The 16,131-nt window shown below is 72.4% G+C and carries 11 protein-coding genes; 2 read left to right on the top strand and 9 right to left on the bottom strand.

The features are described 5' to 3' along the window. The first annotated feature begins 113 nt into the window (after positions 1–113). Both AQI94_RS18720 and AQI94_RS18715 read left to right on the top strand, forming a co-directional pair. The gene (locus tag AQI94_RS18720; RefSeq protein WP_031038764.1) at positions 114–815 is read left to right on the top strand and encodes a ThuA domain-containing protein; all 702 of its coding nucleotides are present in this window, start codon (positions 114–116) and stop codon (positions 813–815) included. Next, positions 794–1,891, top strand: a complete 1,098-nt coding sequence (locus AQI94_RS18715) for a Gfo/Idh/MocA family protein (RefSeq protein WP_031038767.1) — start codon at positions 794–796, stop codon at positions 1,889–1,891. The genes AQI94_RS18720 and AQI94_RS18715 overlap by 22 nt, the downstream gene beginning before the upstream one ends. Here AQI94_RS18715 and AQI94_RS18710 read toward each other — a convergent pair whose 3' ends face one another. The 9 genes from AQI94_RS18710 to AQI94_RS18670 all read right to left on the bottom strand — a co-directional run bounded on the left by AQI94_RS18710 (position 1,892) and on the right by AQI94_RS18670 (position 15,940). Beyond that, the gene (locus AQI94_RS18710) at positions 1,892–3,367 is read right to left on the bottom strand and encodes a glutamate--cysteine ligase family protein (RefSeq protein WP_031038769.1); all 1,476 of its coding nucleotides are present in this window, start codon (positions 3,365–3,367) and stop codon (positions 1,892–1,894) included. A gap of 109 nt (positions 3,368–3,476) precedes the next feature. Beyond that, complete coding sequence (locus AQI94_RS18705; protein ID WP_051831930.1) at positions 3,477–5,492, bottom strand: TIM-barrel domain-containing protein; 2,016 nt, start codon at positions 5,490–5,492, stop codon at positions 3,477–3,479. Positions 5,493–5,497: 5 nt separating this feature from the next. Continuing rightward, a complete protein-coding gene (locus AQI94_RS18700) occupies positions 5,498–6,325 on the bottom strand; it encodes a carbohydrate ABC transporter permease (protein ID WP_031038775.1) in 828 nt (275 codons plus the stop codon). Beyond that, on the bottom strand, positions 6,322–7,242 hold the full coding sequence (locus AQI94_RS18695; protein ID WP_031038779.1) for a carbohydrate ABC transporter permease: 921 nt from the start codon (positions 7,240–7,242) through the stop codon (positions 6,322–6,324). The genes AQI94_RS18700 and AQI94_RS18695 overlap by 4 nt, the downstream gene beginning before the upstream one ends. After that, positions 7,239–8,471 (bottom strand): ABC transporter substrate-binding protein, encoded by a 1,233-nt coding sequence (locus tag AQI94_RS18690; RefSeq protein WP_031038781.1) that lies wholly within the window; start codon positions 8,469–8,471, stop codon positions 7,239–7,241. Before AQI94_RS18690 ends, AQI94_RS18695 begins: the two co-directional genes overlap by 4 nt. 45 nt (positions 8,472–8,516) lie before the next feature. Further along, on the bottom strand, positions 8,517–9,458 hold the full coding sequence (locus tag AQI94_RS18685; protein ID WP_051831931.1) for a LacI family DNA-binding transcriptional regulator: 942 nt from the start codon (positions 9,456–9,458) through the stop codon (positions 8,517–8,519). A 3-nt stretch (positions 9,459–9,461) separates the two neighbouring features. Continuing rightward, on the bottom strand, positions 9,462–11,900 hold the full coding sequence (locus tag AQI94_RS18680; RefSeq protein WP_031038787.1) for an ATP-binding SpoIIE family protein phosphatase: 2,439 nt from the start codon (positions 11,898–11,900) through the stop codon (positions 9,462–9,464). Positions 11,901–12,024: 124 nt separating this feature from the next. Beyond that, positions 12,025–15,216, bottom strand: coding sequence for an amidohydrolase family protein (locus tag AQI94_RS18675; RefSeq protein WP_031038790.1), 3,192 nt, complete (start codon positions 15,214–15,216; stop codon positions 12,025–12,027). A 121-nt stretch (positions 15,217–15,337) separates the two neighbouring features. Then, on the bottom strand, positions 15,338–15,940 hold the full coding sequence (locus tag AQI94_RS18670) for a hypothetical protein (RefSeq protein ID WP_031038794.1): 603 nt from the start codon (positions 15,938–15,940) through the stop codon (positions 15,338–15,340). Positions 15,941–16,131: the final 191 nt, after the last annotated feature.

Raw genomic sequence — 16,131 nt, 5'->3', positions numbered from 1 at the left:
AGGTCCATACCAACGCCGAGGTTGTCGCAATCCCGCCCCGGCCCGAAGATTTCCTCCGGCTCACTCGGGGGATCTCCCCCCAGGAACCCTGTCCTGCCCCGCAAAGGAACAAGATGACACGGAAGAAAGCCCTGGTGGTCCGAGGCGGCTGGGAAGGCCACCAGCCGGTCAAGGCCACGGAGTTGTTCCTGCCCTTCCTGGAGGGCAACGGCTACGACATCCGGATCGAGGAGTCCACCGACGTCTACGCCGACACCGCCGAGATGACCGCCACCGACCTCGTCGTGCAGTGCGTGACCATGTCCGAGATCACCGGCGAGCAGGCGGCGGGACTGAGCGCGGCCGTCGCGGCCGGTACCGGCCTGACCGGCTGGCACGGGGGGATCGCCGACTCGTTCCGTGCCTGCGCCGACTATCTCCACCTGGTGGGCGGCCAGTTCGCGACCCATCCGGGCAAGGAACCGTGCGAGCGGCAGGGCGGCGAGGAGGACAACTTCCTGCCCCACACCGTCACCTTCACCGATCTCGGCCGTGAGCACCCCGTGACCGCGGGCGTCGAGGACTTCGAGCTGCTCACCGAGCAGTACTGGGTGCTCCACGACGACCTGATCGACGTCCTCGCCACCACCACCCATCCCGCCCGCCCGTGGCAGCCCTGGCACCGTCCGGTCACCTCACCGGCGGTCTGGGCCCGTCAGTGGGGCGCCGGACGGGTCGTGGTGACGACTCCCGGGCACAGCCTCGACGTCCTTGAGCACCCCGCCGTCCGTACCGTCATCGAGAGGGGCATGCTGTGGGCGACGCGCACCGCATAGGCGTCATAGGTCTCGGCGTCATCTCCCGCGCCTACCTGGACACCCTGGTCGGCCGTTCCGCCGTGCGCATCACCGCGGTCGCCGACCTGGACGCCTCCCGCTCGGCCGCCGTCGCCGCCGAACTACCCGGCGTACAGGCCCTGTCGGTCGTGGGGCTGCTGGCCTCCCCGGACGTCGACACGGTGCTGAACCTCACCGTCCCCGCGGCCCACGCCGAGATCGCCCTCGGCGCCATCGGCCACGGCAAGAACGTCTACGGCGAGAAACCGCTGACCGCCGAACTCACCGCCGCCCGTGCCGTCCTGGAGGCGGCGGAGAAGGCGGCGGTCGGTGTCGGGTGCGCGCCGGACACGGTCCTCGGCACCGGCGTCCAGACGGCACGGGCGGCGGTGGACGCCGGGGCCGTGGGCCGCCCGCTGTTCGCCTCGGCCGCCATGGTCACTCCCGGCCACGAACGGTGGCACCCCCACCCGGACTTCTACTACACGGCCGGCGGCGGCCCCCTGCTGGACATGGGCCCGTACTACCTGTCCTCCCTGGTGCATCTGCTGGGTCCGGTGCGTGCCGTGACCGGGGCCTCCAGCCGGCTCAGGACCGAGCGGGTCATCGGGTCCGGTCCACGCGCGGGCGAGCGGATCCCGGTCGAGGTGGACAGCCATGTCTCCGGGATCCTCGAACACGAGGGCGGCGCCCTGACGACGATCACCACGAGCTTCGACGGCGTCACCACCACGGCCGCGCCGATCGAGGTCCACGGCGAGACGGGCACCCTCACGGTCCCGGACCCGAACCACTTCGACGGCGAGGTACGGCTGCTCGAACTCGGTGCGGATCAGTGGCGCACCCTCCCGCCCTCGGCCGGATACGTCGGCGCGGCCCGGGGCGTCGGGCTGCTCGACTTCGTCTCCGCCGACGGACGGCGGGCACCGCGCGCGAGCGGTGAACTCGCCCTGCACGTGCTGGAGACGATGACCGCCCTGCTGCGTTCCTCGGCCGAGGGGCGGCGGATCGAGCTGTCGACGTCGGTCGAGCGGCCCGATCCGGTACCGCTGACGCCTGCGGAGAAGTGGCGCTGATCAGTCCACGGGCCAGGTGTGCGCGGGTGCGTTGAGGTGCATGTAGTCCATGTACGTCAGCGTCATCCGGCGCAGCGCCTCCTGGCGGTCGCAGCCCGCCTTCTCCAGGTGGTGGACCGTCTCCGCCTGCCACAGGGCGCCGTTGCGGGCGGTGACGCACCGCTGCTCGATCACGCCGAGCAGCGGCTCACGCCATTGCGCGTCCATCCCGGCCAGCTCCAGGCCCCGGTGGGCGAGGGGCAGCAGCCGCCGCAACACCAGCTCCGTGACCGGCACTTCGCCCACCCCCGGCCAGTACAGGCGGGCGTCGATGCCGTCACGGGCGGCGGTGTGCAGGTTCTCCTCGGCGACCGAGAAGGACATCCGCGTCCACACCGGCCGGTCCTCGTCGACGAGGGCGCGGGTCAGGCCGTAGTAGAAGGCGCCGTTGGCGATGATGTCGGCCACCGTGGGCCCGGCGGGCAGCACCCGGTTCTCGATGCGCAGATGCGGGCCGCTGTCGGTGACGGCGTAGACCGGACGGTTCCAGCGGTAGATCGTGCCGTTGTGCAGGGTCAGTTCGCCGAGCTCCGGGACACCTCCGCCGTCGAGCGCCTCCTGCGGGTCCTCCTCGTCGCAGATCGGCAGGAGGGCGGGGAAATAGCGCACGTTCTCCTCGAACAGGTCGAAGACGCTGGTGATCCAGCGCTCCCCGAACCACACCCGGGGCCGTACCCCTTGGGCCTTGATCTCCTGGGGCCGGGTGTCGGTGGCCTGCTCGAACAGGGGGATGCGGGTCTCGCGCCACAGCTCCTTGCCGAAGAGGAACGGCGAGTTGGCCGCCAGGGCGATCTGTACCCCCGCGACGGCCTGCGCCGCGTTCCAGTAGTCCGCGAACTCCCTCGGGTCGACCTGGAGATGGAACTGCGTGCTGGTGCAGGCGGCCTCGGGGGTGATGGCGTCGGCGTACATCGCGAGCCGGTCCACGCCGTCCACCTTGATGCGCAGGTCCTCGCCGCGGGCCGCGAAGATCTGCTCGTTGAGCAGCCGGTAGCGCGGATCGCCGGACAGGGCGGTCTCGCCGACGTCCGTCTCGCCCAGCGTCGGCAGGATGCCCACCATGATCAGATGCGCGCCGACCGCCGAGGCGCGTTCCTCGGCGTGGTTGAGGGCGTCGCGGATCTCCTGCTCCCAGGAGCCGGGGCCGCCGGAAAGGAGGCGGCGGGGCGGGATGTTGATCTCCAGGTTGAAGCGGCCCAGCTCGCTCGACCAGGCGGGGTCGGCGATCGCCTGGAGCACCTCGGTGTTCCGCATCGCGGGGAGGCCGTCCCCGTCCACCAGGTTGAGCTCGATCTCCAGCCCGACCTGCGGCCGCTCGCTCTCGAAACCCGACTCGCGCAGCATCTGCGCGAGGACGTCGAGGCAGGTGTGCATCTTGTCCCGGTACTGTCGGCGGTCCTCCCGCGTGAACACCAGGGCCGGCACGTCACGTCCCATCGGGCCCTCCCGAGTGCCCTCGGCGGATACCTCTCCCGTCCCAGCGTCCCACCTCCGGAGCCCTCCGGACAGTCGGCGCACAGCACCGGGGCGGTGTGCGACGCCCTGCTCACAGAACGTGCGCCCCGGCCCGCAGCCAGAGCGGGGCGGCGGCGAGCGGGATGCGGACCCGACGCCAGGCGGGGCCGTCGATCGGCCCTCCGGAGCCCGCGTACGGCAGCCACTCCCCCGGCGGGAACCACACCTGCCGGCGTCCGCCGGGCGCGTACAGCGGGGCGACCAGCAGATCCGGGCCCAGCAGGTACTGGAGGTCGGCCGCGTGGGCGTCCGGGCGGCCCGGGTGGTCCAGGGCCATGGGGCGGGCGAGCGGCTCGCCGGTGCGGACCGCGTCGGCGGCGGAGCGGCGGACGTACGGCAGCAGGCCGGTGCGCAGCCGGGCCGCGTGCAGGACGGCCGCGTACGCCTCCTCACCGAAGTCCCAGGGCAGCCGGGACGTCATGCCGTGGAACCGGGTCAGGGGTGACAGCAGTCCGAACTGCGCCCAGCGGACGAAGAGTTCGGGTTCCGGGGTGCCGTGGAAACCGCCGATGTCGTGGCTCCAGAAGGGGTGCCCGGAGAAGGAGAGCGAGAGGCCCGCGCGCAGGGTCGAGGCCAGGTCCTGCCAGCTCGCGTTGGAGTCGCCGGTCCACTTGGCGCCGTGCCGCTGGCCGCCGGTCCAGGTGGAGCGGCCCCAGGTCAGGCCGTGGCCCGCGACCTCTCGGGTGACCTCGGCGACCAGGTCGTTGAACAGGAGCGGGTAGAGGTTGTGCAGTCGGTCGCCGGTCATGCCGTTGTACGCCACCGCGTCCACGGGGACCGCCTCACCGAAGTCGGTCTTCAGGACCGACACCCCGGCGGCGAGTACCCGGCGGACCCGGCCGCGCAGCCAGTCGGCGGCGCCGGGATGGGTCAGGTCGAGGACGGCCGAGTCCGGGTGCGCGCCGCCCCAGACCTGGCCGGTCCAGGAGGCGCCCGAAGGGGTGCGCAGGAACCAGCCGTTGCGGTCGGCCTCGGCGAAGTGCGGGCTGTCGACGCTGAGGTACGGGTTCGTCCAGAGCGAGACGTGGAAGCCCTGTCCGGCCAGGTCGATGAGCAGCCCGCGGGGGTCCGGGAACGCCTCGCCGTCCCACTCCATGTCGGACCAGCAGCCGGGCCGTTGCCAGTAGGTGTCGATGTGCAACACGTCGCAGGGGAAGCCGAGTTCACGGATCCGGCGGCCCCGCTCGCGCACGTCGGCCGCGCTGTCGGGACGGAACCCGCCGGAGATCCAGGGGCCGAAGGCCCACGCCGGGGGCAGAAGGGCGGGCCCGGTCAGGTCGCGGTAGGTGCGCAGGCACTCGGTGGGGGTGCCGGCGATCAGGTAGTAGTCGAGTTCCTCGTCGGGGACGGTCAGCGACCAGGCGCCGGTGTTGCTGTGGGCGAGGTCGAAGGAGGCCGCGGTGGTGGTGTCCACGAGGACGGCGTAGCCCCGGCTGGAGAGGAGGAAGGGGACCGCCTTGTAGGAGCGGGTGCCGGTCGAGCCCTGGGCGTCCTCGACCCAGCAGTCCACGCGCTGTCCGCGCAGGTCGGGGCCGGTGAAGCGTTCGCCGAGGCCGTAGAAGTGCTCGTCGGGCTCGGTGAACCAGCTGTCGTGGTGGACGAGTTGCCCGTCGGCGAGTTCGGTGACGCCGAGGGGCAGGACGGTCGTACGGTCGCCGGGGTCGCTCACGTCGGTCGCCTGCAGCAGGTGACACTCGGTCAGTTCCAGTGTCAGGGGCGAGAGATGGACGTCCACGGCAAGGGAGCCGAGTCGGAGGGTGAGCCTGTCCGCCGATCGTTCGACCAGACAGCCGGTGTCCGCCGGCGGCGTCACCAGGGAGACCCGGGGTGCCGTCGGCACCCCGTCCAGCCGCAGGGTGATCCGCAGGGAGTTGTCCGTCGCCGGGCGCAGACGGAGCGTGCCGGTGCGTCCGGACGCCGTGCGGACGTCGAGGGTCACGCCGGCCTCGTCGGCGGACGTGACTCGGGCACCGGCCAGCGGATCCAGCAGGGCCGGGACGAGGGGCGGAGGCGGTGCCACCCAGGGCGCACTGTCACGGGGATGCATGCTGGTCAGCCCCTCACGCTGCCCGCGGTGAGCCCGCCGACGATGAAGCGCTGGAAGACGGCGAAGACGCAGACCACCGGGATGCTGACGAGGGTGGCGGTGGCCATCAGGGCGCCCCAGGACGTCCCGTGCTGCCCGACGAAGGAGTTCAGCAGGACGGTGACGGGCTGGACCTCGGGCCCCTCGGCGAGCGTGAGCCCGAACAGGAACTCGCCCCAGCCGATCAGGAAGGACAGTCCGGCCGTCGCGACCACGCCGGGCACCACGAGCGGCAGGACGACCCGCAGCAGCACACCGGGCAGTCCGCAGCCGTCGACCAGGGCCGCCTCCTCCAGTTCCGGGGCGACGCCGCGCAGCACGGGACGCAGCACGATCACCGCGAAGGGCAGGGTGAGCGTGGTGTCGGCGGCGATCAGGCCCACATAGGTGTCGGTGAGGCCGGCCCGGCGTTCGAGGATGAACAGCGGGGCCGCCAGCACGATGGCGGGCGGGAGCTGGGCGACGAGCAGCGCGAGCACCATCGTGCCCGAGCCGCGCATCCGGATCCGGGCGAGGGCGTAGGCGAGCGGAACGCCGAGCAGCAGGGTGAGCGCGACCACCCCGCAGGAGATGACGAGGCTGTTGAACAGGGCGCGGGTCAGGCCCTCGTAGCCCAGCGCGGTCGAGTAGTTCTCGCCGGTGAGAGGAGTGGGCGCCCACTGCGGGTCGGGGGTCTGGATGCGGTCGGGCCGGGTGAGGCCGGTCTTCACCATCCAGTACACCGGGAGCAGGAAGGCCGCGGTGATGAGCGTGGCGAGGGCGGTCCACAGCCAGGGGCGGCGCGGTGGTCTCATCGGGCACCTCCCGCCGGCGCCTCTTCCTCGTGCCGCAGCCGCCGTACGTACCAGGCACCTGCCAGCAGGGGCACGACGAGCAGCAGCAGGCCCGCCGCCGCGCCCTGGCCGAAGCGGAAGAACGTGAAGAAGACCTCGTAGACGTAGAGGGAGAGCACGCGGGTGGCGTCGACGGGGCCGCCGCCGGTCATCACGAAGACGAGGTCGAAGACCTTGAAGGTGTAGAGGAGGCCGAGCAGGAGGACGGTCACCGAGACGGGTCGCATCAGCGGGAGGGTGAGGTGGCGGAAGCGCTGCCAGGCGTTCGCTCCGTCGATGGCGGCGGCCTCGTGGAGTTCGGGGTCGATGGTGTGCAGTCCCACCAGGAGCAGCAGCATGTTGAAGGGCACGCCGACCCATACGTTGGCGAAGACCACCCCCGCCATCGAGGTGGACGGGTCGGTCAGCCAGTCATGGGAGAGCGCGCTCAGACCGACGGCCTGGAACAGGGCGTTGTAGGCGCCGGACTCCCCGTCCAGCATCCAGCGGAACAGGGTGCCGCTGACCACGGGGGGCAGCAGCCATGCGACCAGCAGCAGGGAACGCAGCAGGCCGCCCAGGGGGAACGGGCGGGCGAAGAGCAGGGCCAGCGCGAAACCGATCGTGAACTGCAGCACCAGCGAGGCCAGCGTGAAGACCAGGGAGAGGCGTACGGAGTGCCAGAAGGCCGGGTCGCCGGCCACCGCCCGGTAGTTGTCCAGTCCGTTGAACCGCTCGGCACCGCCGAGGAGTTGGCCCAGGTCGACGTCGTGGACGGAGGTCCACACGTTGTAGAGGAGCGGATAGGCCAGGAAGAGGGCGAGGAAGGCCAGGCCCGGCAGGCAGAACAGGTAGCCGGTGCGGCTGCGGCGCGCGGAGAGTGACAGGGGCTGCCTCATTGCTCGCCCAGAGCTTTGTCGATCTTTCCGGCCGCGGTCCCGGCCGCCGCGGACGGGGACGCGGATCCGGTGAGCACGGCCTGTTCCGCGTCCGCGACGGCCTGCGAGGCCTCGGCGTAGTGGGCGCCGTACTGGCGCGGCCGGGCGAGGGGCAGTTGGCTGAGGAAGAGCCGCAGGGCCGGGTCGGAGGCCCAGCTGCCCCGGTCGGCGAGGTCCTTGCGGGCCGGGAGTTCGCCGAAGGACACCAGGTACGGCACCAGGACCGAGGGGCGCTGGGTGTACTCCAGGACCTCCCACACCTTGTCCACGTGCTTGCCGCTCGCCATCGCGACCCAGTTCTCCCCGCCCAGGCAGGTGGCGGCCTCCTTGTCGCGGGGCAGGGCGACGACGTTCCAGTCGAAGGCGGCCTTCTTGAGGGTGGGGATCTGCCAGGGGCCGTTGATCTGCATCGCGGCGCGCTGGTTGAGGAAGCGGGTGTTGACGTCCTGCTGGGTCCAGCCCACGCACTGTTCGGACAGGGAGCCCTTGGCGATGAGTTCGTCGAGGAAGGCGAGCGCGGTGGGGCCGTAGGTGCGGAAGGTGTCCAGGTCGCCGCCCGCCTGCCAGAGGAACGGCAGGAACTGGAAGACGCCCTCCTCGGTCCTGATCGCGCTCAGTGCCAGTCCGTAGCGGTCGCCGCTGGTCAGTTTCTGCGCGGCGGAGGCCAACTCGTCCCAGGTGGTGGGAGGTTCGACGCCGGCGGACTTGAGCATGCGGGTGTTGCAGTACAGGGCCAGGCAGTTGCTGTTGTTGGGGATGCCGAGGGTCTTTCCGCCGACCTGGCAGCCGGACCACGGGCCCTGGTAGTACTCGTCGGCCTGACCCCATTTCTCGACTCTGGCGGTGAGGTCGGCCAGCAGCCGGCTGCCGCCGAGGGTGTTCATGGAGACGTTGTCGACGATGGCGAGGTCGGGCAGGTCGCCGGAGATCGCACCCAGGGTGATCTGCCGTTCCAGCTCGGCGAAGGGGAAGCTCCGCCGCTCGATCCGCACGTCCGGGACACCGGCCTCGATGTCCTTGATCAGGCGGTTCATTCCGGGCTGGAAGTTGTCCAGGGTGAAGTAGTCCCACCAGCTGAGGGTCACCGGCCCCGAGGTGTCCGAGGTGCAGGAGGTCAGACCGAGGGCGGCGGTGGCCGCCGCCGCGCCGGAGACGCGCAGGAAACCACGGCGGTCGACGGGGTACGACATCGTCTGCTCCCAGAGGTTCGATGATCGGGCACAGAAACCGACGTATCAGAAATCCAGGTCGATATCGGGGAAATCAGGAAGCTCGGACTCGGGTTCCGAGCCCGGTGCCTGGCGGCAGCGTCCCGTGCTCCCGCGCAGGGTGATCAGCGGTTTCAGCAGGACGTGCCGGGGAGGCGAGTCCGGTGCGCGCAGCCGCCTCATCATCAGGTCGACGGCGACCCGGCTCATCTCCTTGGCGGGTATCTCGGCTGCGGTCAGGGGCGGGTTCACCTGTTCGGCCCAGGGGCTCGCCGCCACGCCCACGACGGAGAAGTCGCGCGGCACGGTGCGGCCGTTGCGGGTGAGTCCGCGGTAGACCCCCTCCAGGGCGGCTTCGTTCATGGTGACCAGCGAGGTCGTGTCCGGGTCCTCGCTCAGGATGCGTTCCACGACCGCCTCCCCCGAGGCGAGGTCGTCGCCGCACAGGTAGGCATGCGGGGTGAGCAGCAGTTTCTTCATCGTCTCGGTGTAGCCCTCGTCCCCGAGGCGGGCGAAGCCGTAGCCGCTGTCGAAGAGTTGCTCGGACCGGTTGACGAAGGCGATCCTGCGGTGGCCGAGGTCGGCGAGGTGCTGGACGCAGCCGCCGGCCAGACCGGCGAAGTCCAGGTCGACCCAGCCGGCCACATCGGCCCGGTGGTTGCGGCCGATGGCCACGAAGGGGAAGCCCGCGTCGGCCAGGTGGGCGACGCGGTCGTCCTCCCGGCGGATCTCCATGACGATGACGCCGTCCACCCGCCGGTCGTCGACCATGCGCGGGAAAGAGGGGTCCTCGTGGCTTCCGGCGGGCGCGAGCAGCAGGTCGTAGCCCTGCTCGGCGGCGGACTCGGCCACCCCGCCGACGAAGGCGAGCTGCATGGTGGTGTACTCGCCGAGGCGGCCGGCAGGCGGGTAGAGGAGCCCGAGCGTGTGGGTGCCACGGCCGGCGTCCGTTCCGGGTCGCGCTGCCATCGGTCAGCCCCCCGGCAGGGACTGTTCGGCCCAGATGGTCTTGCCCGTGGGGCTCTGGCGGGTGCCCCAGCCCTGGGTGAGCTGGGCGACCATGTGCAGCCCTCGACCGCCCTCGTCGTAGGTGCGGGCACGGCGCAGATGCGGGGCGGTGTTGCTGGCGTCGGAGACCTCGCAGATCAGCGTGCGGTCCCGGATGAGCCGCAGGCCGATCGGTACTGCGCCGTAGCGGATGGCGTTGGTGACCAGCTCGCTCACCACCAGCTCGGTGACGAAGGCCACCTCTTCCAGGCCCCACGCGGTGAGCTGCCGGGTGACCTGGGCCCGGGCGTCGGCCACGACCGCCGGGTCGGAGGGCAGCGACCAGGCGGCGACCTGGTCGGCGTGCAGCGCGCGGGTGCGGGCGAGGAGCAGGGCCACGTCGTCGTAGGGGCTCGCGGGCAGCAGGGCCCTCAGGATGGTGTCGCAGGTGGCTTCCAGCGAGGTGACGGGACCGGACAGCACCTCGCAGAGCCGGTCGAGCCCGAGGCCGACGTCACGCTCCCGCGCCTCGACCAGACCGTCGGTGCAGAAGGCCAGCAGACTGCCCTCGGGCAGCTCCACCTCGGTGCACTCGAAGGGCAGCCCGCCGACCCCGAGCAGCGGTCCGGGGGTCAGCTCGACCACGCGGGCCGTGCCGTCGGGGAGCAGCACCACGGGCGGGACGTGACCGGCGCTGGCGAAGGTGCACACGCGGGACACCGGGTCGTAGACGGCGTACAGACACGTGGCGCCGATCTCTCCGCTGACGAGGTAGGGCTCGTCCGGGTGAAGGTCCTCGCGGTCCGTGGCGAGATGCACGACCAGGTCGTCGAGGTGGGTGAGGAGTTCGTCCGGGGGCAGGTCGACGTCGGCGAGGGTGCGGACGGCGGTGCGCAGCCGGCCCATGGTGGCGGAGGCGTGGATGCCGTGACCGACGACGTCCCCGACGACCAGGGCCACGCGGGTGCCGGACAGCGGCACGACGTCGAACCAGTCGCCGCCGACGCCGGCGCCGGTCCCGGCGGGCAGATAGCGGTACGCCACCTCGACGGCCGCCTGTTTGGGCAGGTCCCGGGGCAGCAGGCTGCGCTGGAGCGTGAGGGCGTTGGTGCGTTCGCGGGTGTAGCGGCGGGCGTTGTCGACGCCCACCGCCGCCCGGCCCGCGAGTTCCTCGGCGAGGATCAGGTCGTCCGGTTCGAAGGGCGGGGAGCCCTCGCCACGGGTGAAGACCGCGACGCCGAGGGTGATGCCGCGGGCGCGCAGCGGGGTGGCCATGACGGAATGGAACCCGAACTCCGCCACACGGGCGTTGCGCCTCTCGTGCCCGGCGATCCAGGCGGTGAAGTCGGGGTCGGCCACCCCGCTGAGCACCGGTTTGCCGTCGGCCAGGCAACGCGCGGGCGGTGAGAACGGCGGGTAGGTGTCCATGTCACCGAGATCGATGGCGGCCTCGGGCACGTCCTCCCCTTCGGCGGTGGACTGATGGGCGACCCGGCGCAGCACCACGGCCGCGTCGACCGGTCCCGGCACCGGCTCCTCACCGCGCAGCACGGAGTCGAGCAGGTCCACGCTGACGAAGTCGGCGAGGCGGGGCACGGCGAGGTCGGCGAGCTCCTGGGCGGTGCGGGCCACGTTCAGGGTGGTGCCGATGAGGGTGCCGGCCTCCTGCAGCAGGGCGAGGCGCCGGCGGGCCGCGTGCTGGTCACTGCTGTCGAACGCGGCGGTGCCGACCCCGACGACCTCACCGGTGCCGGGGTCGCGGACGGGCCACAGCTCGATGACCCAGGCGCGGTGCCGGGCGGAGCTGAGGAGGACGGCGGGCGTGGCTCCGGGGCCGCAGGTCGGCTCCGGGGCCAGACACTCGTAGCGCAGCGGGACACCTTCTTCGGCGACCCGGCGCACAGACCGCAGCAGGCCTTCGTCGGCGTAGGCCGGCGCCCGCCGCTCGCCGCCCGTCAGGGCAGCGCGCCCTCCTCCGCCCTGCGCGACCGCGTTCCGCTGCCATGCGCCGGATGCCGTGGCGTGCGTCGAGAGCGCGATCGAGGACTGGTCGAAGGCCCACTGCACCAGGGGCGGGCCGGGGTCCGGGGAGAGGGCCACGACGAAGGACCGGGGCCTGCCGTCGACGTCCAGCGAGGGCTGGGCGTGCAGGGTCGTGGTGACGCGGTGGCCGTCCCGATGCCGCAGTGCCGCCGTGCCCCGCCATTCCCGGGAGCCGGTGAGGGAGAACCCGGTGGCGTCGGGAGCTCCTCCACCGAGGAGCAGGTCGGTCGCGGGGCGCCCTACGACCTCCGGGGCGCCATGGCCCAGGAGGCGTCGAGCGCCCTCGCTCCACCCGGTGACCACGCCGTCCAGACCGAGGGTGACCGTCGCGACCTCGGATGACCACCCGCTGTGACCGTTCCCTTGATCAAATGTGGCCATTCTTGCTCTATTCGCGCGGTGAGGTGCCTCACAGACCCAGGGTGCGCGCCGCACCGGAATCGGACAAGTCAGATCCGGCGTCCCCTGGGCGCCCGCACGTCAGACCCGTGTCGACGACTGTCCCTCACAGCGCGGTCCCCGGATCGCAGCATCCCTCCCGCCGCAGTCGGCGACTCACTTCGAGCCATTCCGCATCGGACGGGACAGGGGAGGGCGTGCCCGAGCGCCGCACGGAGTCGAAGGTGTCCACGAGATCCGCCTGCTCGAAGGGCACACCCCCGCGCAGCACGGCGACCGTGCGGACCAGGGTGTCGAAGTCGGTGAAGGGATCACCGTCCACGACCGTGAGATCGGCGAGCTTGCCCTCCTCCAGCGTGCCCAGGTCGGCGTCCGCGCCGAACACCCGGGCGGGCAGCACGGTGGCGGTGCGCAGGGTCTCGGCCGGTGAGAGCCCGCCGCGGTGCAGCGCCCGCAGGCCGAGGTGCAGATGCAGGCCGACCGGCACGAGCGGCTGGTCGGTGCCGAGCGCGACGAGCCCGCCGTCGGCCAGGAGGCGCCGGTAGACGGCCAGTTCCCGGTCGAGCGTGGCGAGTTGGGCGGCGGTGGGCGGCTGTCCCGCCTGCTGCCGGACCAGCGCGGTGTCCCACGGCGGCATCAGCGTGGTGACCCGGTCCGCGGCGAGCGCGGGATCGGCGCCCAGCAGGGCGAGCGCGGTGAACGGAGTGGCGATCAGATGGAAGCCCGCCTCGGTGTAGATCTCCTGGACGTCCTGCCAGGCACGGCCCGTGGCGGTGGTCGCGTGCCCGAACTCCAGTCGCTGGGTGGCCTGCAGATGGGTCGTCAGATCCTGGCCCAGCTGCACACCCGGCGTCAGGAGGTGGCTGCCGCTGCGCACCCCGAGCCGTTCGTGCGCGAAGTCGGCGGCCTCCTTCATCACCCAGCCCGGGGCACGGACGTACGTCTTCACGAAGTCCCAGTCCAGCGCCGCCCCGCGCGCCAGTGAGCGCCGCAGCCCCTCGGGGGTGCGGTGCGCGCGGCCCATGCTGTAGGCGACCCGGGCCCCGTCGAGCAGTTCGCCGGTGGCCAGCAGCCGCGGCCCGGCGAGGGCGCCCGCGGCGACGGCCTCGCGGACGCGGGCCTGCTCGTAGGCGAAGCCGCCCAGGGAGACGGCGGTCGTGATGCCGTAGGCGAGTTGGAGCGCGGTCTGCCGGCCGCCGTAGGTGCTCTGCCAGGGGTGGGTGTGCGCGTCCCACAGTCCCGGCAGCACGGTGCGCCCGCTCGCGTCGACGCGGTGTGCGGACGGCCGCCCGGCGCGGTGCGGGGAGACCTCCGCGATACGGCCGTCTCGGATCAGGACGTCGACGTCCTCGCGGACGTCCGGTCCGGTGCCGTCCCAGAACTGGCCGGCGTGCACGAGGGTGTCGGCGGGACGGGGACGCCGGTAGTCCAACGGCACCTTGACCGTACGGGCCTTGCCGCTGCGGACGTCGATCAGGCGCAGGGTGCCCGCGGAGAGGTAGAGCAGGGTGCGGGCGTCGGCCGACCAGGAGGGGTGGTCGGCGGGCTCGGTGGTGAGGCGGCGCGGCTCCCCGTCGGGGGTGCCGTCCGCGCGGACCGGGAGCAGCCACAGGGCGGACTCGGCGACGACGGCCATCCAGCGGCCGTCCGGCGACCAGACCGGCCCCGAGTCGTAGCGGTCGGACAGCGAGGTGTGCGGGGCGAGGGCATGCAGGGCGGCCGTGCCGGTGGTGGTGTCGACGACCCGGATGAGGTTGTAGCCCTCGCGGAAGCGCTGGTTGAGCCGGTTGCGATCGCACAGGGCGACGTACCGGCCGTCGGGAGACCAGCTGGGGCGGCCGGGCAGCCCGCCCGCGCCGAGCGGGGCGGCGAGGGTGTGCTCGCCGCCGTCGGGCAGGTCGCGCACGACCAGGTTGCCGGACATGTCCAGGCAGGCCAGCCGGGTCCCGTCGGGCGAGAGCGCGGGGAAGACCCGGCCGCCGTCGGCGAGCACGGTCTCCTCGCCGGAGTCGAGGTCGCGGCGGCGCACGGCGAACAGTCCGTCCCGGTCGTCCGCGTAGAGAAGACCCGTGCCGTCGGGTGTCCAGGTCGGTCCCAGCACATAGCGGGTGTGCGGGACCTGAAGAACCTTGCGGGGCGGGCGCCCGCCCGACGTCCCGGCTGTCCAGAGGGAGTTGAGCGCGGCGAACGCGACGCTGCGGCCGTCGGGCGAGAGCGCGGGCAGATGCAGGGAGCGCACGCGCCGGATGCCGGTGCCCTCGAAGTCGTACGCCTTGCCGCGGTAGCGGGGCCGTTCCACGGGCATCGCGGCCGTGAACGGGATCTCCTCCCCCGCCGCGGGTGCCGTGGGGTCGAGGAGGCGGAAGTGGCCGTCCACCGCGAGCAGGAGCCGTTCGCCGTCGGTCCAGCGGGGTGGGGCGGGCAGGACGTCACCGTCGACGGCGACGGGCGCGCCGTCCACGACGAGGGCGCAGGAGGCGGTGGGTGCGGGCGTCGTGCGCAGATACGCGAGGCGGCCGCGCGGTGAGACGGCCGGGGTCATCAGCTGGGCGCCGGAGTCGTCGGTGTGCTCGACGGTGACCGGCCCCGAGCCGTCGGCCGCGACCGAGGCCACCGTGTCGGCGCGCAGGGTGCCCGTGGCGGTGACGGCCGCGCGCACGAACAGCACGCGCTTGCCGTCCGCCGACCAGGTGGGGTCGAAGTCCTCCCAGGCACCGCCCTGCGCCGGGCCCTGCTGTCCGGGGTGTCCGGTGAGCCGGTTGAGCGCTCCGGAACGGACGTCGACGACCCAGACGCGGTACGGACTGCCGGTCACGGTGTCGCCGCCGCGCTCGGAGGCGAAGGCGATCCGGGTGCCGTCCGGTGACCAGGCGGGGCCGCGGTCGTCCCAGGGGCCGTCGGTCAGCTGCCGTACCTCACCGCCGTCGGGCCGCAGCGTCCACAGGTGGAAGCCGCCGCCGCGGTAGGCGCACACGACGAGGCGGCTGCCGTCGGGCGAGAACTGCGGGCGGGTGGGTTCGAGGCCGGGCGGGGTGAGCGCGACGGCGGTGCCGCCGGTGCGCGGGATCGACCAGAGCACGTTCTGCACTTCGGCGACGAGCCGGTCGCCGGCCGGGGAGAGCGTGGCGGAACCACCGGTGGCGGCGGTCAGGGTGAGGGTGACCGGGTGGGAGGGGGCGGCCGAGGCGGGTGAACCGGGTGCCGCGACGGCGGTGGCGGTGACGCCGGCGGCCTGGAGGAATCTGCGGCGGGAGAGCGGGCCGGGCCGGGAAGTGTCGGGTGTGCCGTGGACGTCCAAGGGAGTCTCCAGTGCGCGGTGGGGTGCCGGACGACATGGGCCCTTCCCCTCAGGGGCCTGCCCTGCGCCCGAACACCGTGTCCGGGAGCGGTTTTTCGCCCCCGGACATCAACCCCTCAGCTCACAGGCCGTCACGCACCATCGCCTCGACGATCCGCACGTGGCGGTCGGCCGCCGTACCGGAGAACTCGTTCTCGTAGTTGAGGCCGTACGGCCAGAAGTGGCCGCCGCCGGTGGACAACTTGGCCGAGGAACCGTCGTACTGCCGCACGAGGGCGGTCGCCTGAGCGCCCGTCCAGGTGCCGCTGTTGCCGCCGTGCGAGGACCAGCCCGAGCTCGTGCCCACGCCGATCGTGTGGGCGATCTCGTGCAGAGCGGTCCGCTCGGTCATGTAACTGCGGTTGCTGCCGAAGCGGATGGTCCCGTTGATGTTGCCGTCCGCGGTGGGCACGCTCGGGTCGTAGCGGACGGTGAGGGACTTCCCCAGATCGCTGAGGTTGTTGTAGCGGGCCACCGCGGCGTTCATGGCCGAGGTGATCTGGGTGTACGCCGACTGCTGGTCCGCGGTGGGGTTGCCCGCCCGCTCCAGGGTCCAGGTGATGGTGGCCGCCGCGACCTGTCCGTGGGGTGCGGGCGCGGCGGCCGGGGCGGCCTGGGCGATACCGGGACCGGCCAGGAGCGCGGCGGCGAGCGCGACGGCGCCCGCGGCCTTTCGTGGGTTCATGTGGGGGTCCTCTTGTGGGGGGGGGGTGGATCCCGTGGGGGGAAAGTCGAGGCATGAACTGGAAAGCGCTTTCCGGAGTGCCCCGGATGCTAATGAGGTGTCTTGGCCATGTCAACGATTCCGGCACCCGGGCGACGGAGCATCGCCGGCCGGCTCAGCGCACGGGACAGGGCGGGGCAGGAAGCTTCCGC

This window comes from Streptomyces pseudovenezuelae (genome assembly GCF_001513955.1).
GTDB classification, from domain to species: domain Bacteria; phylum Actinomycetota; class Actinomycetes; order Streptomycetales; family Streptomycetaceae; genus Streptomyces; species Streptomyces pseudovenezuelae.
Note: the sequence above shows the minus strand (reverse complement) of the source record. Positions and strands in the feature narration are given on the sequence as shown.

Excerpts from the sequence above, each read along its gene's own strand:
- AQI94_RS18680 (WP_031038787.1), bottom strand. The coding sequence starts at position 11,900 with ATGGCCACATTTGATCAAGGGAACGGTCACAGCGGGTGGTCATCCGAG.
- AQI94_RS18720 (WP_031038764.1), top strand. The coding sequence starts at position 114 with ATGACACGGAAGAAAGCCCTGGTGGTCCGAGGCGGCTGGGAAGGCCAC.
- AQI94_RS18695 (WP_031038779.1), bottom strand. The coding sequence starts at position 7,242 with ATGAGGCAGCCCCTGTCACTCTCCGCGCGCCGCAGCCGCACCGGCTAC.
- AQI94_RS18700 (WP_031038775.1), bottom strand. The coding sequence starts at position 6,325 with ATGAGACCACCGCGCCGCCCCTGGCTGTGGACCGCCCTCGCCACGCTC.
- AQI94_RS18670 (WP_031038794.1), bottom strand. The coding sequence starts at position 15,940 with ATGAACCCACGAAAGGCCGCGGGCGCCGTCGCGCTCGCCGCCGCGCTC.
- AQI94_RS18685 (WP_051831931.1), bottom strand. The coding sequence starts at position 9,458 with ATGGCAGCGCGACCCGGAACGGACGCCGGCCGTGGCACCCACACGCTC.
- AQI94_RS18690 (WP_031038781.1), bottom strand. The coding sequence starts at position 8,471 with ATGTCGTACCCCGTCGACCGCCGTGGTTTCCTGCGCGTCTCCGGCGCG.
- AQI94_RS18710 (WP_031038769.1), bottom strand. The coding sequence starts at position 3,367 with ATGGGACGTGACGTGCCGGCCCTGGTGTTCACGCGGGAGGACCGCCGA.
- AQI94_RS18705 (WP_051831930.1), bottom strand. The coding sequence starts at position 5,492 with ATGCATCCCCGTGACAGTGCGCCCTGGGTGGCACCGCCTCCGCCCCTC.